At 38.7% G+C, this 19,429-nt stretch carries 23 protein-coding genes; 13 read left to right on the top strand and 10 right to left on the bottom strand.

Translation table 11 applies throughout. The features are described from left to right. The 3 genes from CDOM15925_RS09495 to CDOM15925_RS09485 form a co-directional block, all read right to left on the bottom strand. On the bottom strand, window positions 1-732 hold a 732-nt coding region (locus tag CDOM15925_RS09495; protein ID WP_169943171.1), incomplete at its 3' end, for a TRAP transporter large permease. 9 nt (window positions 733-741) lie between these two features. Then, on the bottom strand, window positions 742-1,284 hold the full coding sequence (locus tag CDOM15925_RS09490) for a TRAP transporter small permease (protein WP_169943170.1): 543 nt from the start codon (window positions 1,282-1,284) through the stop codon (window positions 742-744). Window positions 1,285-1,293: 9 nt separating this feature from the next. Next, window positions 1,294-2,292 (bottom strand): DctP family TRAP transporter solute-binding subunit, encoded by a 999-nt coding sequence (locus CDOM15925_RS09485; RefSeq protein WP_169943169.1) that lies wholly within the window; start codon window positions 2,290-2,292, stop codon window positions 1,294-1,296. Window positions 2,293-2,620: 328 nt separating this feature from the next. On the opposite strand from CDOM15925_RS09485, the gene sodB reads away from it, so the two are divergent. The 4 genes from sodB to CDOM15925_RS09465 all read left to right on the top strand — a co-directional run bounded on the left by sodB (window position 2,621) and on the right by CDOM15925_RS09465 (window position 5,375). Continuing rightward, a complete protein-coding gene (gene sodB / locus CDOM15925_RS09480; protein WP_169943168.1) occupies window positions 2,621-3,268 on the top strand; it encodes a superoxide dismutase [Fe] in 648 nt (215 codons plus the stop codon). Window positions 3,269-3,381: 113 nt separating this feature from the next. Beyond that, window positions 3,382-4,308, top strand: coding sequence for an aminodeoxychorismate synthase component I (locus tag CDOM15925_RS09475; RefSeq protein ID WP_169943167.1), 927 nt, complete (start codon window positions 3,382-3,384; stop codon window positions 4,306-4,308). Next, window positions 4,274-4,855: an aminotransferase class IV gene (locus CDOM15925_RS09470; RefSeq protein ID WP_169943166.1), complete on the top strand. Its 582-nt coding sequence runs from the start codon at window positions 4,274-4,276 to the stop codon at window positions 4,853-4,855. Before CDOM15925_RS09475 ends, CDOM15925_RS09470 begins: the two co-directional genes overlap by 35 nt. A 166-nt stretch (window positions 4,856-5,021) precedes the next feature. Further along, window positions 5,022-5,375, top strand: coding sequence for a hypothetical protein (locus CDOM15925_RS09465; RefSeq protein ID WP_169943165.1), 354 nt, complete (start codon window positions 5,022-5,024; stop codon window positions 5,373-5,375). 55 nt (window positions 5,376-5,430) lie between these two features. Here CDOM15925_RS09465 and CDOM15925_RS09460 read toward each other — a convergent pair whose 3' ends face one another. Next, the gene (locus tag CDOM15925_RS09460; RefSeq protein WP_169943164.1) at window positions 5,431-5,874 is read right to left on the bottom strand and encodes a copper resistance protein CopD; all 444 of its coding nucleotides are present in this window, start codon (window positions 5,872-5,874) and stop codon (window positions 5,431-5,433) included. 457 nt (window positions 5,875-6,331) lie between these two features. On the opposite strand from CDOM15925_RS09460, the gene CDOM15925_RS09455 reads away from it, so the two are divergent. After that, the gene (locus CDOM15925_RS09455; protein WP_169943163.1) at window positions 6,332-8,425 is read left to right on the top strand and encodes a ribonucleoside triphosphate reductase; all 2,094 of its coding nucleotides are present in this window, start codon (window positions 6,332-6,334) and stop codon (window positions 8,423-8,425) included. A gap of 143 nt (window positions 8,426-8,568) precedes the next feature. Then, window positions 8,569-9,909: an FAD-dependent oxidoreductase gene (locus CDOM15925_RS09450; RefSeq protein ID WP_169943162.1), complete on the top strand. Its 1,341-nt coding sequence runs from the start codon at window positions 8,569-8,571 to the stop codon at window positions 9,907-9,909. A gap of 13 nt (window positions 9,910-9,922) precedes the next feature. On the opposite strand, the gene CDOM15925_RS09445 is transcribed toward CDOM15925_RS09450, so the two are convergent. The 3 genes from CDOM15925_RS09445 to CDOM15925_RS09435 all read right to left on the bottom strand — a co-directional run bounded on the left by CDOM15925_RS09445 (window position 9,923) and on the right by CDOM15925_RS09435 (window position 12,627). Continuing rightward, window positions 9,923-10,600 (bottom strand): hypothetical protein, encoded by a 678-nt coding sequence (locus CDOM15925_RS09445; RefSeq protein WP_169943161.1) that lies wholly within the window; start codon window positions 10,598-10,600, stop codon window positions 9,923-9,925. 175 nt (window positions 10,601-10,775) lie between these two features. After that, the gene (locus CDOM15925_RS09440; RefSeq protein ID WP_169943160.1) at window positions 10,776-11,585 is read right to left on the bottom strand and encodes a M48 family metallopeptidase; all 810 of its coding nucleotides are present in this window, start codon (window positions 11,583-11,585) and stop codon (window positions 10,776-10,778) included. Window positions 11,586-11,646: 61 nt separating this feature from the next. Continuing rightward, window positions 11,647-12,627 (bottom strand): putative transporter, encoded by a 981-nt coding sequence (locus tag CDOM15925_RS09435; protein WP_169943159.1) that lies wholly within the window; start codon window positions 12,625-12,627, stop codon window positions 11,647-11,649. Between the two features lie 134 nt (window positions 12,628-12,761). Here CDOM15925_RS09435 and CDOM15925_RS09430 point away from each other — a divergent pair, with 134 nt between their 5' ends. From CDOM15925_RS09430 to CDOM15925_RS09410, 5 genes are all read left to right on the top strand, one after another. Continuing rightward, on the top strand, window positions 12,762-13,226 hold the full coding sequence (locus CDOM15925_RS09430) for a DUF411 domain-containing protein (RefSeq protein WP_169943158.1): 465 nt from the start codon (window positions 12,762-12,764) through the stop codon (window positions 13,224-13,226). A gap of 159 nt (window positions 13,227-13,385) precedes the next feature. Further along, on the top strand, window positions 13,386-13,598 hold the full coding sequence (locus CDOM15925_RS09425) for a hypothetical protein (RefSeq protein WP_169943157.1): 213 nt from the start codon (window positions 13,386-13,388) through the stop codon (window positions 13,596-13,598). Window positions 13,599-13,728: 130 nt separating this feature from the next. Next, window positions 13,729-15,054 (top strand): hemolysin family protein, encoded by a 1,326-nt coding sequence (locus tag CDOM15925_RS09420; RefSeq protein WP_169943156.1) that lies wholly within the window; start codon window positions 13,729-13,731, stop codon window positions 15,052-15,054. A gap of 96 nt (window positions 15,055-15,150) precedes the next feature. Beyond that, window positions 15,151-15,732, top strand: coding sequence for a DUF4299 family protein (locus CDOM15925_RS09415; RefSeq protein ID WP_169943155.1), 582 nt, complete (start codon window positions 15,151-15,153; stop codon window positions 15,730-15,732). A 53-nt stretch (window positions 15,733-15,785) separates the two neighbouring features. Next, window positions 15,786-16,580 (top strand): DUF2314 domain-containing protein, encoded by a 795-nt coding sequence (locus CDOM15925_RS09410; protein ID WP_349644348.1) that lies wholly within the window; start codon window positions 15,786-15,788, stop codon window positions 16,578-16,580. Window positions 16,581-16,661: 81 nt separating this feature from the next. Here CDOM15925_RS09410 and CDOM15925_RS09405 read toward each other — a convergent pair whose 3' ends face one another. The 3 genes from CDOM15925_RS09405 to CDOM15925_RS09395 all read right to left on the bottom strand — a co-directional run bounded on the left by CDOM15925_RS09405 (window position 16,662) and on the right by CDOM15925_RS09395 (window position 18,527). Further along, window positions 16,662-17,717, bottom strand: a complete 1,056-nt coding sequence (locus tag CDOM15925_RS09405) for a TRAP transporter substrate-binding protein (RefSeq protein ID WP_169943154.1) — start codon at window positions 17,715-17,717, stop codon at window positions 16,662-16,664. A gap of 110 nt (window positions 17,718-17,827) precedes the next feature. Next, window positions 17,828-18,301 carry a cheVAW transcriptional regulator CheQ gene (gene cheQ / locus CDOM15925_RS09400; protein ID WP_169943153.1) on the bottom strand — a complete coding sequence of 158 codons (474 nt, stop codon included), beginning with the start codon at window positions 18,299-18,301 and terminating at the stop codon, window positions 17,828-17,830. Then, window positions 18,276-18,527 (bottom strand): DUF2798 domain-containing protein, encoded by a 252-nt coding sequence (locus tag CDOM15925_RS09395; protein ID WP_169943152.1) that lies wholly within the window; start codon window positions 18,525-18,527, stop codon window positions 18,276-18,278. Before CDOM15925_RS09395 ends, cheQ begins: the two co-directional genes overlap by 26 nt. A 102-nt stretch (window positions 18,528-18,629) precedes the next feature. Between CDOM15925_RS09395 and CDOM15925_RS09390 the strand changes: the two genes are divergently transcribed. Together CDOM15925_RS09390 and CDOM15925_RS09385 are read left to right on the top strand one after the other, a co-directional pair. Continuing rightward, complete coding sequence (locus tag CDOM15925_RS09390) at window positions 18,630-18,920, top strand: hypothetical protein (protein ID WP_169943151.1); 291 nt, start codon at window positions 18,630-18,632, stop codon at window positions 18,918-18,920. Window positions 18,921-18,982: 62 nt separating this feature from the next. Further along, window positions 18,983-19,360, top strand: a complete 378-nt coding sequence (locus CDOM15925_RS09385; protein ID WP_169943150.1) for a RidA family protein — start codon at window positions 18,983-18,985, stop codon at window positions 19,358-19,360. Window positions 19,361-19,429 lie beyond the last annotated feature (69 nt).

Genomic DNA, 19,429 nt, shown 5'->3' with positions numbered 1-19,429 from the left:
ACTTGCAGCCGCAGCTTCGGTAGGAGTAAAGATTCCTCCGTAAATTCCGCCGATTACGACAACTATGATAAGTAGAGCCCAAAACGCTTTGCTAAATTTTTTGATTCTCTCGCCCATAGGCTCAGGAGTACCCGCTGTAAATCCAAGTCTTTTTGCTCCAAAGTAGGTTTGCGCTAGCATCATACTTCCAAGAAGCATACCCGGGATAACACCAGCCATAAATAGCTTGCCGATACTTACTTCAGCCGTTACACCATAAACGATCATAACGACTGAAGGCGGTATTAGAATTCCCAAAGAGCCGGCAGTTGCGATACCGCCAACTGCATAAGAAGGCGGATAGCCTGCCTCTTTTATCGCGGCAAACATAATGGAGCCGATAGCAACAACCGTAGCAGGAGAACTTCCGCTAACTGCGGCAAAAATTATACAAGCAAATATCGCACTCATAGGAAGTCCGCCGGGAAGGTGTCCTACCATAGACTTTGCAAAGTCTATAATTCTTCTAGCTGAGCCGCCCTTGCTTAGCAAATTTCCCGCTAAGATAAACATAGGAATCGCCATTAGAGAGAATTTGTTGATACCGTCAAATATAAGCTGAGGTATAGTTGCTACATCAAGATCAGTAAAAAACAGCATCGTAAGAACGGTGCTTGCTCCAAGAGAGATAGCTACAGGAACACCGATAAGCATAAGTCCAAATAGACATATAAATAAAAATGCTATAGTCATGTTGTGTCCTTATTTCTTAACAACTGAGTCGTGTATCATCTCTGCCTCGGCATTTCTGATAACTTTGTCCGCAGGAGTCTTTGATATCTCTATGATCTTTTCGCCGGCTCTATAGCTAGCTCCTAAAAACGCTATAGGAAGCACTAGCATAGGTATCCACTGAGGCATATTTAAATCCACGCTCATAAATTCAAGCTCATGCAAAATTTGTAGATACTGAATGCTGTAAACCACTATAAAAAGTAAAAAAGCCGTAGTTAAAATGCTTGAAAATACAAGATATATCTTTGCTAGTTGAGGAGGAAATTTCTCTATAAGAATAGTAACTGATATGTGTATACCCTTTTTAAACCCGTATGCTGCGGCAAAAAAAGCAGACCATATAAATAGATAATTAGTGGCCTCTCCCGCCCAGGAAAAGCCACTATTAAACACATATCGCATTACGACGTTAATGAAGGCAAGCAGCGTTCCCGCTACTATGCCTACCACGGCTATCGTCTTATTTACCGAGGCGATGCCGATATCTAAAATTTCAAAGAATCTCTGCATTACAAGAGCCTATTTTGTATTTATGGTTTTTTCGATTAGGTCTTGTCCTATGACTTTATAGAAATTCGGATAAATTCCTTTCATAACCTCCGCCCATTTAGCCTTTTGAGCTTCATCAAGCTTTAAAATCTCAAGTTTTTTAGTTTCGCTTGCGTATTTTTCAAGCATCTCAACTATGTGCGCATCTTCTTTGGCAGTTTCTTCACGCTCATAAGCAGTAGCCTCTGTCATTGCTTGGTTTACGTGTTTTTTCATATCTTCAGGCAAGCTCTTCCAGAATTTCTCGCTGATTACCACTAGATATCCCAAGTATCCGTGAGATGAAAGAGTAAGCGAACTTTGAACCTCATGGAATTTTGAGTTATAGAAGTTTGAAAGCGGGTTTTCTGTCGCATCTACAACTCTTTGTTGAAGTGCTGAATAAACTTCTGAAAACGGCAATACTTGCGGGTTTCCGCCAACTACTTTAAACTGTTCTTCAAGAACTTTTGAGCTTTGGATTCTGAATTTTTGTCCGTTTGCGTCTGCCGGCTCAACGATAGCTTTTTTGCTTGAGCTAAAGTGCTTAAATCCCGCATCCCAGTAATCAAGCGCTACAAAGCCTTTTTTGGTAACTAGATCTTTTAAAGCTTTCCCGACTTCACCGTCTTGAACTTTGTGAAGGTGTGCTTCATCTTTGAATATAAACGGTAGGTCAAACAGCTGAAACTGCGGAACTATAGGTGTAAATTTAGAAAAGCTTGGAGCCGCCATTTGAACGTTGCCTAGTTTAAGTGCGCCAAATACGCGGTCATCATCGATTAGCTGAGCCGAAGGGAAAACTTGAACTTTGATAGCTCCCTTACTAAGCTCTTCAACGCGTTTAGCAAAGAAGTCCGCCGCCTTACCTTTTGGGGTGGTAGGGGCTACAACGTGAGCAAATTTTATAGTATAAACTTTTTGAGCTGCAAAAGCGCTGCCCGCAAGCGCACAAGTTAAGAAAAGTGCGGAGAGAAGTTTAAGTTTCATTTTAAATCCTTAGTGTAAAATTTGATTCACTACAAATTATTATAGCTAAGTGAGATTATAAAATACAAAAATTACATTTTGGCAATTTTGTTTCAATAATTCCCAAAAATTTATTTTAATATGAGTAAAAATGTAACAAAAATCTTTTATAGAACGATTACAAGCTTTAAATTTAATATTTAAAATTTATTAAAATTTTAGAAAAGTGTTACAAAAATACACTAAAAACGAAACTTAGAAAATAATACTAATTTTATCCTATTAACAATTTAATTACTTTTTTATCTTATAATTCGTTCAAATTTCATTATAAAAAAGGAGACAGATCATGTTTAATCTTAGAAAATTACCATTTGATCCTGCATCAAACGCAATCGTTAGCAGCGACACCTGTAGCTACCATTACGGCAAGCACCACCAAGCTTATGTTACAAATTTAAATAACCTCGTAAAAGGTACCGAATTTGAAAAAGCCGGGCTTTATGATATCTTGATGAAAAGCTCAGGCGGTATCTTTAACAACGCCGCGCAGGTTTATAATCACGACTTTTATTGGGACTGCATTGCGCGCAAAAGCGAAATGAGCGCAGAGCTTAAAGCTCGCCTTGAAAAAGATATCCCAAATTTCAAAGAGGAGTTTTTAAAAGCCGCTACAACGCTATTTGGTTCAGGCTGGGCGTGGCTGGTTTATAATCCAAACTCAGACAAGCTTGAGATAGTTCAGACTTCAAACGCTGCAACACCTCCTACGACAGGTCTTGTGCCGCTTCTTGTTGTGGACGTTTGGGAGCATGCTTACTATATTGATCACAAAAACGCTCGCCCTGCGTATTTGGAGAGATTTTATGAAAATATCAACTGGGACTTCGTCTCTGTAGCTTACGAGTGGGCTCTTAAAGAGGGTCTTGGCTCCGTTAAATTTTACATTAACGACATTCATCCTGCAACTTGCGGAAGCGGTTGCGGCTGCAGATAATTATTTAAAAGCCCTAAAAAGGGCTTTTAACTACTTTTAAATTTTTCTATTTTCAAAATCCGTTTTTAAAACTTTGCTATTATTTGCTTTGAAATTCACACAAGGCTATAAATTTGCTTAAAGACATAAAAGATAGATTAAATTCCGTTAAAGACTCCCCTTTTGTCGCTCTTCTTAGCTATGACACTCCGGAGCTTGATATGGTTTGCTCGCCTGAGGAATTGCATAAATTCGGTATCAAATTTAAACTAAATGCCAAAAGTGATAATCAAATCAAATACGAACTGCAAAAATTTCCGATCGAATTTAGCGAGTATAAAGCCAGATTTGACAAAGTATCGTCTTATCTTAAAAGCGGCGAGGTCAGTCTTTTGAATTTGTGTTTTAGGACTAAGATAAAAACAAATTTAAGTATGGATGAAATTTACGCTCACGCAAATGCAAAAGCGCTCATTTACAAAAAAGATGACTTTATATGTTTTACGCCCGAGCCTTTTATAAGGATTGAAAACGGGCGTATAGACACCTATCCGATGAAGGGTACCATCGATGCTAGTTTGCCAAACGCAAGAGAAATTTTGCTAAACGACGAAAAAGAAATTAGCGAGCAAAGAGCGATGGTAAAGCTTATGCAAGATGAGCTTTTAGGTATCTGCGATGAGATTATACTTGAGAAATTTCGCTTTATCGAGCAAGTCGGAACCCTTTATCAGACAAGTTCGCATATCAGCGCTAAACTGCACGAAAATTTGGGCTTTGGAGATGTGTTTGAAGCGCTTTTGCCGGCCGGTTCTATCGCTGGAGCTCCAAAGCAAAAAGCGCTTGATGTGATCAAAGAGTGCGAGCTAAACCCGCGCGGATTTTATACGGGAATTTTTATCTATTTTGACGGGCGAGTTTTGCAAAGCTTTGTGCTTATAAGATTTGTAAAATGCGAAAATGACGAGCTTTATTTTTATAGCGGTGGCGGAATTACGGCTCAAAGCGAAGCTAAAAAGGAGTATGATGAACTCTTGGCAAAAGCCAATTTTCCTATTTGAAACGATTAAAATTTTGGGCTTTACGCCGCAGAATTTAAAATTTCACGAGCGCCGTATTAGTGATTCACTTGAGGGCGCAAAAGCAAAATTTGATCTAAATAAGCTTTTAAATTCGCCGTTTGACGGAGTCATTAGAGCAAAAGTGATTTATGATGCAAGCGGAAATCTTGTCGATACGAAGTATTTTCCTTATGAAATGCGCGAATTTAGAGAATTTAAACTTGTTGATATTGCATTTGACTACTCTAAAAAGTTTCTTGATCGAAGCGATATCGATACCGCAAAGGGTAAATTTGAAGAGATTATCATGATAAAAAATAACTTTGCAACCGATACAAGTATCGCAAATTTAGCGATTTTTGAAGATGGCTGGATAACGCCTAAAGCCCCGCTTTTAAAAGGAACTACAAGAGCAAGACTGCTTGAAGAAGGCTTTTTAAAAGAAGATGATATAAGCGTGCAAAGGCTTTTAAATGCTAAAAAATTTGCCGTGATGAACGCTATGATAGGGTTTTGCGAAGTTAAAGAGTTTAAATTTATACTTTGATAAAATTTGAGCGTTTTGGCGCGCTTTTGCCATTAGAATTTAATAGCAAATGAATTTAATTAATTCTCAATCAAATTAAATAAAAGATACATCTATAAAAACTTAAAATAATATAAATTTACTTTTTTATGCTAACCTTGTGCAATATTTTCAAAAAGGACAAAAAATGAAAAAAATTCTAATTTCATCTTTGACTGCTGTTGCTCTTTTGAGCGGTTGTGCTTATATGACGCCAAAACAAGAGGCTCCTGCCGCGAAGGTTATAGAAATCAAAACTATTGATTTCCAAGGCGTAAAAGATAAAAAATACAAAGCCACTTTGATATCTGCTGATGATTTTGAAACAGCTGTTTTAACAGATACTAAAGGCAATAAATTTAAGTTAAAAGCTGCACCTGCAGGAAGCGGAACAAGACTAGTAAGCGATGATGGAGTAGAGATACACTTCAAAAAAGGCGAGGCTGTAATGGTTCCGGCGAAAGGCCAAAAAGAGGTATTTTTAAAATATAACGAAGAGTAAATTGATGGGGTCATAAGACCCCTCTCTTTTAAATTTTACTTTTAACCCCTAAACCTCAAACCAAAAACATTACCTTTGCAAAAAGCACTATAAAAAATCCAAGCACAAAAGCGATCTTGTGCAAATTCTCTTTCATAAATTTAAACGGCTCCAGCCCCATGGCTTTCATTGATAAATTTAGTATCACGCCAAATCCTATGATAAAAGCCAAAATGACCTTTATCATGAAAATTTGCTGAAGCGGAGTTTGAAAGTACCCGCCGGCTTTACTTCCGACCCAAGTACTCATCATAGCGCCTCCTGTTATAAACAGACCAAGCAGGCAAAACGGCATGATTTTGATCGCTTTTGAGCCTATTTCCTGCTTGGTTTGCTTAAAATTTTCACCGAGCTTTGATTTAAGAGAGTTAAATATCACGACATCAAAAAAGATGTAGCCTAAGAATATGATTGCAAAAAATAGATGTAAAATTTTCATATACGGGTAGATTGTAGCCATTAAGTATCCTTTGAAATTTTTCTTAATTTTAGATAAAAATTGTCTGATTTGTAATGATATATATCAATGAAAATGCCGCGATAAATTAAATCCTCGACTGTAAATTTTTATTCAAAGACTTTACGCTAGTGAAAATGACTTGATTTGGAATTTAAATTAGGCTACAGGCGATTTAGGAGCTAAATTTAAGAAAATTTGCCAAATATATTTAAAAATAAATATTAAAATTTAAATTTAAGATTAATTCAGAGTATAATTATCAAATTTTGCTATAAACAAGTGATAATTTAATAAAAATTTAAAACTTAAAAAATTGTTATTTTTTGTATTATTAATGATAATCTATTATCAAAAATAGAATAAATTTCATCTCTAATATTAAAGTTTAAGCCAGATTTTCTTATACTTTCAATTTAATTAAATTCTAGCATACAAATTCGGTGTAAAAAGGGTGATTATGAAGCAAATTCTAAAGCGCGACGGCACAAGGCAAGAATATCTTCCTTATAAAATTCAAGATGCGATCAAAAAGGCTTTTGAGAGCGAAAGTAAGGAGTATGACGATAAAATTTTCGCCTATGTGATGCAAGATGTCGCGCAAAAGGATTTGATCACCGTTGAAGATGTGCAAGACTACATCGAAAAAGCCCTTTTTGAGGCGGGACACTTTGACGTGATGAAGAGCTTTATGCTTTATCGCCATACGCATAAAATGCAGCGAGAGCAGATTTTAGGACTTAACGAAGACACCACTTACATAAATTCAACTCAAACGATAAATGAGTATATAAACGGCACAGACTGGCGAATTTCGGCTAATTCAAACACAAGTTATTCAAACGCAGGACTTATAAACAACACCGCAGGCAAGGTCATCGCAAACTACTGGCTTGACGCGATTTACTCAAAAGAAGAGGGCATAGCACATAGAAACGGCGATTATCACATCCACGACCTAGACTGCCTTACGGGGTATTGTGCCGGCTGGTCGCTTAGAGCGCTTCTTAATGAAGGCTTTAACGGAGTTCGCGGTAGAGTTGAAAGTAGGGCTCCAAAACACTTTCGTGAAGCTCTTAGCCAGATGGCAAATTTCTTAGGAATTTTACAAAGCGAATGGGCGGGAGCGCAAGCGTTTAGCAGTTTTGACACCTATCTTGCGCCTTATGTTTTTAAAGATAAATTAACCGATACGGAGATAAAAAAGGCGATTACAAGCTTTATTTTTAATCTAAACGTTCCTGCCAGATGGGGTCAAAGTCCATTTACTAACGTAACTATAGATATCACTTGTCCAAGCGATCTGAAGGATCAAATTCCAACTTCAACCGACATACATTTGTTTTCAAATTTGGATGACGAAGAGCTTAACAAGCTTGCAAAAGAGCGCGGATTTAATAAACTTACGGATATGACTTACGGGGCGTTTGAGCCTGAAATGGCGCGTATCGATAAGGCGTTTTATGAAATTTTAACCACGGGCGACAAGTGCTCGCAGCCCTTTACCTTCCCGATCCCTACGGTAAATATCACGGAGGATTTTAACTGGGATAGCGAAGTGGCTCAAATTTTGTTTGAGAATACTGCGAAAATGGGCTCAAGCTACTTTCAAAATTTCATCGGTTCTCAGTATAAAACCGATGAAAACGGCAACCGCGTTTTAAACGAAAGCGCTTATAAACCAGGACACGTTCGCTCGATGTGCTGTCGCTTGCAGCTTGATCTAAGAGAGCTTTTGAAGCGTGGCGGAGGGCTGTTTGGAAGTGCGGAGATGACGGGCTCAATAGGCGTAGTTACTATAAATTTAGCCCGCCTTGGGTATCTTTATAAAGGCGATAAAAAGGGGCTTTATACAAGGCTTGAATATCTGCTAAATTTAGCCAAATCAACCCTTGAAAAGAAGCGCAAATTTATCCAAGAGATGTATGATCGCGGACTTTATCCATATACGGCTCGCTATTTAAAGCATTTTAACAACCACTTTAGCACTATCGGCATTAACGGAATGAACGAGCTTTTAAGAAATTTTACAAACGACAAAGAGAACATCTCTACGGAATTCGGACGAGAATTTGCACTTGAGATGGTTGATTATCTGCGCTCTAAAATTAGGCAGTTTCAAGAGAGCACGGGAAATCTTTATAACCTTGAAGCAACTCCTGCGGAAGGCACCACATATCGATTTGCCAAAGAAGACAAGAAGCGCTATCCTGATATCTTGCAAGCAGGCATGGATGAAAATATCTACTACACCAACTCAACTCAGCTTCCTGCAAATTTCACAGATGATGCTTTCGAGGCGCTTGATCTGCAAGATGAGCTTCAAAGCGCTTACACGGGCGGAACGGTCTTTCACCTTTATATGAAGGAGCGCATTAGCTCGGCTGAAGCGTGCAAGGATCTAGTGCGCGGCATCGTAAATAACTATCGTTTGCCGTATATCACCATCACGCCTGTCTTTAGTGTGTGCTCAAAGCACGGATATATAGCAGGCGAGCATGAGTATTGTCCGATTTGTGACGAGGAGCTGATGAGGCAACTTCAAAAGGCTTAAATTTCTAAAATTTGCGCTTTTGTCTATGCTAAATTTGAGCCTTGCAAGCGAACCAAAATTACTTTTATAAGTGATATTTAACGATAAAATAAAATTTTAAGAATTATCTGGCACAATTCGTCTAAATTTTCATGGAGTAGGTCGTGTCAAATCACTATGATGTTTTGGTTGTGGGCGGAGGAATTTCAGGGACGGCTCTGTTTTACGAGCTTGCGCGTTATACGGATATAGAGCGTATAGCGCTTTTAGAGAAGTATCCCGCTTGCGCGACTCTAAATTCAAAAGGCACGAGCAACTCGCAGACTATTCACTGCGGCGACATAGAGACTAATTATACTTTCCAAAAAGCAAAAACCGTCAAAAAATCAGCCGATATGATCGTAAGATACGGCCTTATGCACGGCTATAAAAACAAATTTATGTTTGCTCATCAAAAAATGGTTATCGCGGTAGGCGAAACCGAATGTGAAGCGATAAAAGATAGGTTTGATAAATTTAAAGAGCTTTATACTTCGCTTGAAATTTTCGATAAAGAAATGCTAAAGAAAATCGAGCCTTTGGTAGTGCAGGGCATGGACGGAGATGACCGAAAAGAGCGGATCTTAGCCATGGGAGTAACCGGCGGCGAGTATACGACTGTTGATTTTGAGCGGATGTCAAATAGCCTTATAAAGCACGCAAGAGAGGAAAACAAGACCACCGATGTGTTTTTTGACGCTTGGGTGAGCAGTATCAAAAAGCAAGGCGATAGGTATCTCGTTCAAACTCGCGACGGACGTAAATTTGGCACAAATTACGTAGTTGTAAATGCCGGTGCGCATTCGCTTTATCTTGCTCACATGATGGGACTTGGGCTTGAATTTAGCTGTTTGCCTATCGCTGGAAGCTTTTACATGAGCAAAAAGCGCCTGTTAAGAGGCAAGGTATATACCGTGCAAAATCCAAAGCTACCATTTGCCGCTATCCACGGCGACCCTGATATCCTAGCCGATGGGCTTACGAGATTTGGTCCTACGGCTCTTGTGCTGCCTAAACTTGAGCGCTACCGAGGAAATTCGACGGTTGTTGATTTTGTAAGGAGCTTGCGACTTGACTCAAGTGTGATGAGTGTGCTTACGGGGCTTTTTAAAGATGGCGATATAAGAGAGTATGTGATGAGAAATTTCGCCTATGAAGTGCCTATGATAAATAAAATTTTATTTGTAAAAGCGGCAAGAAAGATCGTGCCTTCGCTTAAAAGCGATGATGTTTATTATGCTAGAAATTTTGGCGGAGTTCGCCCGCAAGTGATCGATAAAAAGAGCAAAGAGCTGATGCTTGGAGAGGCTAGCATAAACACAGGCGATGGGATTATCTTTAATATGACGCCAAGCCCGGGAGCTACAAGTTGTCTGGCAAATGCTTGTAGAGACGCTAAAAGAGTGTGCGAATTTTTAGGCAATAAATTTGACGAGGATAGATTTAGCTTTGAGCTTGTAGGCTAAATTTGAAGCGAATTTAGACTGCCGGCAGATAGATGTTTAGCTTGTTTTTATCAAATTCGCAAAAGTGTCCGAGTAGAAAAATTTCAAAACGACTCTTTAAAAAATCCTTTTGAGGCTTGTATTTAAGCGCAGGATAGAGTAGGTAGTTTGCCAGCAGCAAATCTCCGGTAGCCGATCTATAAGCCTCTTTTAAAACCCAAGCTTTTTCTTCGGTAAATTCCGCTTCGTTTAGCCATTTGGTTATGGCTTTGTATATCAGCTCTTCTAAAACAGGCTCAAAAACCGCCTCTCTTTGCTCTTGAATTTCTATTTTACGGACATTTTTAAGCGCTTTAAGAAGCTCTTTATCTCCCATAAATTCGCCAAATTTTTTAATGTCCTCTATATGAGCCTTGCCAAGCGCCATAAGTCTTGCTTTGTCGCTTGAAGGAGGAGGTGAAAATATCGGGCTAAACCCCGCCTTGATCCAATCATTCGCTTTTGCTTTATTTGCTTCATAAAGCGGCATAATCCTATCTTGTAGCTCCTTGCCGCAATTTAACGGCTCAAATACTTTATGTACGCCATCTCCGCATGGTAAAAATTCCTCAAAAAGCCCGTAAAAGCAAGCGCTTAGATCTCTTAAATCGCCCGAGTAGATGTTGATTTGTATTAAATTTGCCAAATACTTTGCGTAATCAAGCTTGGTCACTTTATCCTCTGTTGTCGGCTAAATTTCAAAAATCATATCTTCGTAAAATAAATGTGCACCGAATTTAGAGCTCTTAAAACGAGTAAATATGTAAATTAATCCCGTAAAATAGTAAAAAGAATTTTAATCAAAATTTACCTAGAGCAAGCGGTACACATAAACCCGCTTGCAAATTTTAATTAGCCTTTTGCGCCGCCAGATATAGAGGCTCTACTTTTTTAGCTATCTCTTTTAGGTCTTTTATACGGCTTGCGTTTGAAGGGTGAGTGCTTAGGATTTCAGGTACCGAGTCTCCTGATTTTTTAGACATCTTTTCCCATACCGTTACCGCTTCGTGCGGATCATATCCCGCTCTTGCCATTAGTTCGGTGCCGATATGATCAGCCTCAGTTTCATGACTTCTTGAAAAAGGCAGGCTGATAGTGTATTGGGTGGCTAAATTTATAAGCCCTGTTGCCGTATCGCCAAGCCCTGCAGCGGTTGAGACAGCAAAAATTCCTATATTTTTAAGCTGATCCGTGCTAGCTTGCTCGCGGCTATGCTCTCTTAGCGCGTGAGCTATCTCATGACCCATGACGGCTGCTATCTGCGCGTCCGTTAAGGATAAATTTTTAATAAGCCCGCTATAAACGGCGATCTTGCCTCCGGGCATACACCACGCATTTAATGTGTTTGAGTTGATGACATTTACCTGCCAGTCCCATTTGAGCGCATCTTCTCTAAAGGCTCCGACCTGCGCTATGAGGCGTTTGCCGATAGTTTGAACGCGTTTAGTAAGCACGGGATCGATATTTAGCGCTTTTTCCTGTCTTGCGGACTGAAGCGTTTTGGCATAGGCTAAATTTGCACTTTGATTCATCGTCTCAGAGCTTATCAAAAACAGCTGCCTTCTATCGGCTCCAACTGCACCGGCACCTGTTGAGCTTACGAAGCAGCCCGCTAAAAATATCATAGTAAAGACAAGAGGAAGTATAAATCTTTTCATCTTTTCATCCTTAAATTTAAGTTATGAAATTTCAAAAATTATACTAAATTTTCTTAAATTTCTACTCCCAGCCGACTTTTTTATAGTTAATATTTTGCTCAAATTCTTTTAGACGTTTGTGAATCGAGCGAAGCTCTGTTATGGTCTTCCAGTTGCTAATGAAAACACCAAAGCTTGATCTAACTTGTGCAAAGGCGTTATTTACCTGAACCAAAACTCCAAGCGTGATAAGCCCTGTAAATAGCCCTCCGCCCATTATGAGATATGGAACTATGGTTAAAATTTGATAGTAGGAGTAAAGCCAAGTATTAAAGTATCCGTAGTGTAAAAACAGTCTTGAGTAGTTAAATTTAAGACCCGTAAAAAGCTCAACTATCGTAGCGGGGTGAGCGTAATTTACTTTGTTATCCTCCGCTAAAACAAGCTCTTTTCTAAATGCGGCTTCGACTTTTTGGTTGTTGTATTCAAGCCCCGGAAGTTTAATGCCTACAATCCAAGAGATGATAAGTCCGCCCACGCTGATAAGCAAAGCTATCCATACAAGAGAGCCCGGGATGTCTTTGATATAGGGTAAATTTACTTTACTGCTAAGTCCCCAAAGTATCGGGATAAAGGCGATTAGAGTCATTATGGAATCCAAGATATCAACCCCAAGATCCTCCATGATCTTTGCAAATCTATAAGTATCTTCTTGCATACGCTGCGAGCTTCCTTCTACGTCTTTTTCGACCTTTCTCCAATAGTTAAGATAGCTAAAAGTCATCGCCTCGCGCCAGCGAAATATCCAGTGGCTTGAAAAAAACGATATAAAAACCCGAAGCAATACATAAGGCATAGCCAGATATAAAAACAGCTTTATGCCATCCCAAAATTCCTGCACATCGCGCTCTTTTGCATTTTGCAAGATGTCGTAAAAGTTTTTATACCAGTCGTTAAACTGTATGTTTAAGTAGGTTTGAATGATAAGAGATAGCGATATCAAAGTTACGCCGCCGTAAGCCCAAGCAGCCCATTTTTTGCTTTTAAAAAAAGATGAAAACACGATCTTATCCTGATGTTGATATAGAATTTCAAAAGTGAAAGTATAGCAAAAAAGTTATGGGTTTAAATTTTAATATTAATCTTAAATTTATAACTTTTTCATAAAATTGCGCTATTTTTTAAGAAAGGATCGGGATGAAAAAGAGTAAAAATTTATTTTTGAGTTTGGCTGCGGTTTGCGCCTTTGCTTCAAACTCCTTTGCTGGCGGCATGATAGAGGTGTATAAGTCGCCAAGTTGCGGCTGTTGCGGGCTTTGGGCCGATATAATGAAGCAAAACGGCTTTGAGGTAAAAGAGCATATGACTGAAGCTATCATCGAGCTAAAAGCTAAAAATAGCGTTCCGCTTGAGCTTTCAAGCTGCCATACGGGCGTGATAGATGGATATGTCGTAGAAGGGCACGTGCCTGCTGAAGATATAAAAGAGCTTTTGGCCAAAAAGCCTGCCGATGTTGTGGGAATTTCGGTTCCGGGTATGCCTCTTGGAAGCCCCGGGATGGAGCAAGGCGGCATAGTTGAGGATTATGACGTGATAGCTTTTAAAAAAGACGGCAGCTACGAAATTTTCTCAAGATATAAAAACGGCAAAAGGTTTAAATAGTCCTTCTTAAAAATTCGGCTCAAATTTAGAGCCGAATTTCTGCTTTTAAATTTCTATTCATTTATAAATTCCATTTAAATTTAATCGATTGCTTGGTGTGAAGTCAAAATTTAGCTTAAATTTACTACTATTTTAAAAGCTAAATTTAAGGAGGTTAATTTGTTTAGAATTGTCTTTGTTTTAGCCGTTGTTTTTGCTCTTGTGTGGGTTTATATGGGCGCGGATAATAAAACCGTTGCTGATTATAAAAACATGAGCAAAGAGCAGCTTGAAGCCCTTTGTCTTGATAAGCGCGATAAGACCGCGTGCCAAAAGATCGCTATTGATTTTATAAATGTCTCCAAATCAAACGGCGGAGAGCCTAAATTCTAATTTAAATTTAGTTCTCATAAAGAAGGAATTTATCTTTTGATATAGGAGTAAAACACGAATTTTCGCTTGATTGAGATTTATTTGCTTTTTTGATATAATGCTGATTTATCTTAATTTCTAAGGATTTTAATTGCACCCCAGTAGCGATTCATATTTTATGATTTTACTCGCAGTTTTCTTTGTGCTTCTTAATGCTTTCTTTGTTTTATCAGAATTTGCCATCGTAAAGGTTCGCAAGAGCCGCCTAGAAGAGCTTATCAAAGATAAAGTTCCAAACGCAAAACTCGCTTACGAAATGTCAAACAATCTTGATACATATCTAAGCGCGACTCAGCTTGGTATCACGCTTAGCTCACTTGCGCTCGGTTGGATAGGCGAGCCTGCTATCGCCAGACTTATAGAAAAACCTATTCAAACATATTTTGACGTAAGCGACTTGGTGGTTCATACCGTTGCATTTGCTATCGCATTTACTATTATTACGCTCTTTCACGTTGTGCTTGGCGAGCTTGTACCAAAGTCCATAGCAATCGCAAAAGCGGAGAAATCAACCCTTCTTGTTGCAAAGCCGCTTCATCTGTTTTGGGTTGTGTTTTCGCCTCTTATTAAGACTTTTGACTATCTTGCGTGGATATCTTTAAAAATGCTTGGCATAAAACCTGCCAAAGAGAGCGAGCTGGCGCACTCCGAAGAGGAGATAAAGATAATCGTAGGAGAGAGTTTAAAAGGTGGGGTGCTGGATAGCTTTGAGACCGAGATCATCAAAAATGCGGTTGATTTTAGCGATACGGTGGCTAAAGAGATAATGACGCCTCGTCGCGATATGGTCTGCATAAATAAGCAAAAAAGCTACGAAGAGAATTTAAAAGTCGTGTTTGACTCGAAATTTACTCGCTATCCTTACATAGACGGAAGCAAGGACGTAATCCTTGGAATGATACATATCCGCGATATTTTGCAGATTGATCTTGTGGATAAGAAGCGAGATTTTGACGGTATAGTGCGCGAATTTGTAATAGTCCCTGAAAATTTATCTATCTCAAAAATTCTCGTTATGATGAATAAGCAACAAATTTCAGCAGCCTTGGTTGTCGATGAATACGGCGGGACAGCGGGACTTCTTACTATGGAAGATATTATGGAGGAAATTTTAGGCGACATCAACGACGAGCATGATGAAGCAAGACCTCTTTATAAAAAGATAAACGAAAATATCTATGAATTTAACGGCAGATTTGACATCGAAAGCGTTGAAGAGCTTATGGGCATAAGCTTTGATGACGAGACTGAAGAGCTTACGATAGGCGGATATGTGTTTAATCTCATCGGAAGACTTCCTGTAGTGGGTGATAGAGCGGAGGATGATAACTGCCACTACGAAGTGCGTAAAATGGACGGCACAAGTATATTGAGCGTGAAAGTCCGTAAAAAAATCGAAGAAGAAGATGATGATTAACAGCTTCAATTTATAAGTTTTATATCGCATTTCAAGCGGCTAAATTTGACCACCTAAAAGCCGCTTTAAAGCCTTAATTTTATTTAAGGAGCCAAAATGAGTGTTATTTTTAAAATTAAAAACAAGAAGAAATTTTTCGGCTACGAAAGTGTTTTAAACGTTGCTCAGGCACTTGAAATTTTGCCCGGTTTAGAGCAGTTTAACTTCGATGAAAATGATCCGGAATTTAACAAGCAAAAATTTTATTCGTTTAAAATACCTAAAGACGGGTATCTGTTTTTGGGTATAAGAGGCGTGAGCGGACGCGGATTTGAGCTTAGGTATGACGCTGAAAGTAAGAGTTATGAGATCCGTATCTTAACTCCGAGCGCAAAGAGTGACTGGGAAACGGGACTTGAGTATATCTCAAATTTAGCCTTAAGACTTGGCTCAAGCATTACAGCCGATATCAATGAAGAAATTTACGACTCTCAAAGCGTGCTTAAATTTGATTATCAAAAAGACATTTTATTTGGCTTAAAAGGCATACAAAGCGAGCTTGCAAACAGCGACGAAGAGAGTATAAATGAGGGCTTAATAAGGGCTTTTGCAATAAATTCAAAGATGATAGATGAGATATTATCCTCTAGCGATCCCGTGGCTAAATTTAGCAAGCTTATGGTTGAAAGTCAGTGCTAAAGCCTTGAAATTGCACACAAATTTGCAAAAAATATCAAAAATTAGGAGTTAAAGTGAGCTTCTTTAAGAAAATTTTCGGTAAACAAAGACAAGAGGACACGGGCGAAAAGATGCCGATTTATTATGTAGATAGTGAGCAAGATGTGATGAGTAGGTCTTATCAGATGGCTCGCGATACATTTGGATATTTTTGGCGTGAGTTATACTGGGATCGCCGAAGGATAGTTCCGGGCGTTAGCGTCGCATGCGTAAAAGTATTATTTAAAGATGATACTAACGGCGAAGAGATCGGCGAGCATATGTGGATCAACGATATAGAATTTGACGGTGAAAACGTGAGCGGAATTTTGGTAAATGAGCCAAATGACGTTAAAAACATAAAAAACGGTGACTTTGTGAAAGTGCCGCTAAGCGAGGTTAGTGACTGGTTGTTTGTGATTGACAACAAAAGCTACGGAGGCTTTAGCGTGCATGCTTTGCGTGCGAATATGAGCGATAAAGAACGCGCCGAGCATGACTTGGCTTGGGGGTTTGAATTTGGCGATTTTAGCGATATTTTAGTCGCTTATGAGCAAAAAGAGTATCCTGAAAATTTGATCGAGCACCCGATGTGTAAAAACGTGATAGATCAAGTTAGAGAGTATATAACAAACAACCCAAACATACTAAGCGATGTGGATGAGCTTGGATATACGCAGCTTCATCATGAGGCTATAGCCGGGAATTTGGGTGTTGTTGAGATCTTGCTTGAAAACGGCGCAGATAGAAATGCGAAGACAAACAGCGATAAAATCGCGCTTGATTTTGCTAAGGCGTTAAAATGGGAGCACATAGCAAGAGTTTTATAAATTTACTACCGAGCTTGAAATTTGGCTTTTTGGGCTATTTAAAAGCAAGTCGTCCGATAAGAGATATTATCGGACGATGAGTTATTTTTGCATATTTTTGATGTAGGTGTAGTCTGAAATTTCGGTCCATTTTCTACTAATCTTCATAAAATTTCTTCTTGATTCCAAAATCTCCTTAAACAGCGGATCTTTGGCCGAAAGCTCGTCTAAAATTTCATCCGTAGCCTTTTTAAGAGCGGCTATTATCTCAGGCGAAAAAGATGAAATTTTCACATCCGGATGCTCTTTTAGGATTTTTTGAAGGGCTAGGGAATTTTCATAATACGCAGCCTCCAAGACGTATGCCGCAACCGCTTTGGTGGCTGTTTCAACTATGCTTTGAAGATCTTTTGGCAGCTTCTCCCATAACTTTTTGTTGATGTAAAATTCATTTTCGCTAGCGGGCTCTTGCCATCCCGTGTAATAAAATTTAGCAATCTTTTCAAAGCCCAAATTTATATCTACGGCAGGACTTACCCACTCGACAGCATCTATGGTATTCATCTCAAGAGCCATATAAAGCTCTCCTATGGGAATTGTGTTTATACTTACTCCAAGACGCGCCATTATCTCGCCGCCAAGCCCGGGAATTCGAACTTTCAGCCCTTTTAAATCGTCTATGCTTTTTATCTCTTTTTTAAACCAACCGCCCATTTGCATGCCGAAATTTCCGCCGTTAAAAGGGACGATATTGTGCTCGCCATATACTTTTTGAGCAAATTCCTTGCCTCCTGCATGGCTATACCAGGCATGCTGCTCTAATGCGTTCATGTCAAAAGGAACGGTCGTAAATAGCATAAGCTTAGGATCTTTGCCTTTGTAAAAATATCCTGCAGTGTAGCCGATGTCGTATTGAGCGTTTTTAACTAGATCAAGTATGGCAAACTGCGCTTTGTGCTTTGACGGATAATCAATCCTTACTTCAATGCGACCGTTACTCATGGTTTCAACCATCTCTTTAAATTTCTTAGGAACTTCGCCTAGAACAGGGACGTTACTCTCATAAGTCGTAGCAAATTTTAGCTTGTAGGTCTTTTGGTCTCCGAGCAAAGAGCTGGCAAGTAGGGCCGTAAGCATAAAAGCGGCAAATTTCTTCATCATCTCTCCTTTAAGTTAGGGTTAAGTAGATTATACGAAATTTTATATTTCTTGCCGATTTTTATGAAAATTTATATATTTTAAAATATAAATTTGAGTAAATTTGTAAATCAATAATATCCCAGGCACATAGCTTCGGTTAGCTTGATGCGCTTTTCAAGCGGTGCGGGAGAGAAGAAACTGCACTTTTCTATATAAATTCTATATCCGTAGTCAAGCCCCAGATCGTCGTAAAATTTCTTTAAATTTATGAATTTTATCCCGCAGATTTTTTTAAACTCAAAGAGCGAGTATAATTTGGAGTTGTTTTTTTTGACCAAATGCGAAGGCGCAAGCGTGGTAAGCGAGCAAAACGCGCTTGTTAAAACTAGCCCGCTTAAGTCCGTGCAGCTTGGCAAAACGTGGCTAAATTTAGCAGGAATGGTCTTTTTGTGAAGAAAAACGGTGCGAGAATTTTCAAATTTAGCTGAAACCACGCCTTTCCAAAAGAGATATGCGTTTGAAGAGATCCCCGCCTTTAGAGCAAATTCCGCACCCAAAACGTAATCATCTAAAAATTCATTTGGCGCCAGAGTTACTTTCATCGTTTGTTCTTATGAGGGATTTGGTAGCTTTAGTGGCTATGGGAGCTATGAATAAAACGCAAGGGTAAGCCACTACAAAAGCTTTCATCCAGCCTTCAAGCCAGATGAGAAAAAAGTTGTCTATAAGCCCTAAATTTATATATGTAAGCACGCCAGACATGATAAATGACATAGCAAAAGACATAAAAAATGCAAATATAAATCTATAATATTTCTGTGAAAACATATCTATCCTTATAATTAATGCGCGATTATATCAAATTTGGGCTTGTTTGTTTGGAAAGATGACTCAAAATAGTTATAATGCGGTGTAAATTTAGGAGAAATGGTGAGAGATTTTTTAGGCAAAAGCGTGCAAGCAAGCTATATAGGAGTCTTTGGAGCTCTTGGAGCTATAAAAGGAGAGATGAAATTTGGCGAAAATTCTATGAAATTTGCTCCTTTTAGCCAGAACTTGACCGAGCTTGACATAAGATATGCGGAAATATCAAATTTAAGCTCAAAACGAGGCTTTATAACAGGAAAGTTAAACTTAGCTATCGAGATGAAAAATTCTCAAAGATATAAATTTAGCTTTGCGGACGATGAGGCGGTTTTGTTTATAAAAAGCCGAATTTAGGTTATTTGCGTGTCTTTTACTAAGCTAGATAAAATATAAATTCTATAAATTTAGGAGAAATAATGAAAAAAATAATACATACGACAAACGCTCCTCAAGCGATAGGTCCTTATTCTCAAGCGGTTTTGGCAAATGGATTTTTATTTATCTCAGGACAGCTTGGCGTAAAACCAAACGGCGAATTTGCAGGAGTCGGCGTTGAAGAGCAAGCCGAGCAATCCATGAAAAATTTAGAGGCGATACTTCTTGAAGCGGGAATGAAATTTGAAAATATCGTAAAAACTACGATATTTTTAGCCGATATGGATGATTTTGTAAAAGTAAATGAAATTTACAAGCGATATTTTAGCAGAGATTTTCCTGCAAGAAGCACTGTCGCGGTAAAGACGCTTCCAAAAAATGCTTTAGTTGAAATAGAAGCGATAGCTGTAAAAGAGTAAAATTATTCTTTTGTTTGGAAGTAAAATTTCTAAATTTTTAAAATTTTACTTCCAAAACCCCATCGTTTA

Origin of the sequence: Campylobacter sp. RM15925, from assembly GCF_012978775.1 — a bacterium.
Taxonomy (GTDB): domain Bacteria; phylum Campylobacterota; class Campylobacteria; order Campylobacterales; family Campylobacteraceae; genus Campylobacter_A; species Campylobacter_A canis.
Note: the sequence above shows the minus strand (reverse complement) of the source record. Positions and strands in the feature narration are given on the sequence as shown.

What these genes read in the sequence shown, in the direction of transcription:
- CDOM15925_RS09415 (WP_169943155.1), top strand. Translation starts at nt 15,151, where the DNA reads ATGAGTGTTATTTTTAAAATTAAAAACAAGAAGAAATTTTTCGGCTAC.
- CDOM15925_RS09485 (WP_169943169.1), bottom strand. Translation starts at nt 2,292, where the DNA reads ATGAAACTTAAACTTCTCTCCGCACTTTTCTTAACTTGTGCGCTTGCG.
- CDOM15925_RS09395 (WP_169943152.1), bottom strand. Translation starts at nt 18,527, where the DNA reads ATGTTTTCACAGAAATATTATAGATTTATATTTGCATTTTTTATGTCT.
- cheQ (WP_169943153.1), bottom strand. Translation starts at nt 18,301, where the DNA reads ATGAAAGTAACTCTGGCGCCAAATGAATTTTTAGATGATTACGTTTTG.
- CDOM15925_RS09430 (WP_169943158.1), top strand. Translation starts at nt 12,762, where the DNA reads ATGAAAAAGAGTAAAAATTTATTTTTGAGTTTGGCTGCGGTTTGCGCC.
- CDOM15925_RS09460 (WP_169943164.1), bottom strand. Translation starts at nt 5,874, where the DNA reads ATGGCTACAATCTACCCGTATATGAAAATTTTACATCTATTTTTTGCA.
- CDOM15925_RS09405 (WP_169943154.1), bottom strand. Translation starts at nt 17,717, where the DNA reads ATGAAGAAATTTGCCGCTTTTATGCTTACGGCCCTACTTGCCAGCTCT.
- CDOM15925_RS09465 (WP_169943165.1), top strand. Translation starts at nt 5,022, where the DNA reads ATGAAAAAAATTCTAATTTCATCTTTGACTGCTGTTGCTCTTTTGAGC.
- CDOM15925_RS09385 (WP_169943150.1), top strand. Translation starts at nt 18,983, where the DNA reads ATGAAAAAAATAATACATACGACAAACGCTCCTCAAGCGATAGGTCCT.
- CDOM15925_RS09440 (WP_169943160.1), bottom strand. Translation starts at nt 11,585, where the DNA reads ATGAAAAGATTTATACTTCCTCTTGTCTTTACTATGATATTTTTAGCG.
- CDOM15925_RS09470 (WP_169943166.1), top strand. Translation starts at nt 4,274, where the DNA reads ATGAACTCTTGGCAAAAGCCAATTTTCCTATTTGAAACGATTAAAATT.
- sodB (WP_169943168.1), top strand. Translation starts at nt 2,621, where the DNA reads ATGTTTAATCTTAGAAAATTACCATTTGATCCTGCATCAAACGCAATC.
- CDOM15925_RS09455 (WP_169943163.1), top strand. Translation starts at nt 6,332, where the DNA reads ATGAAGCAAATTCTAAAGCGCGACGGCACAAGGCAAGAATATCTTCCT.
- CDOM15925_RS09490 (WP_169943170.1), bottom strand. Translation starts at nt 1,284, where the DNA reads ATGCAGAGATTCTTTGAAATTTTAGATATCGGCATCGCCTCGGTAAAT.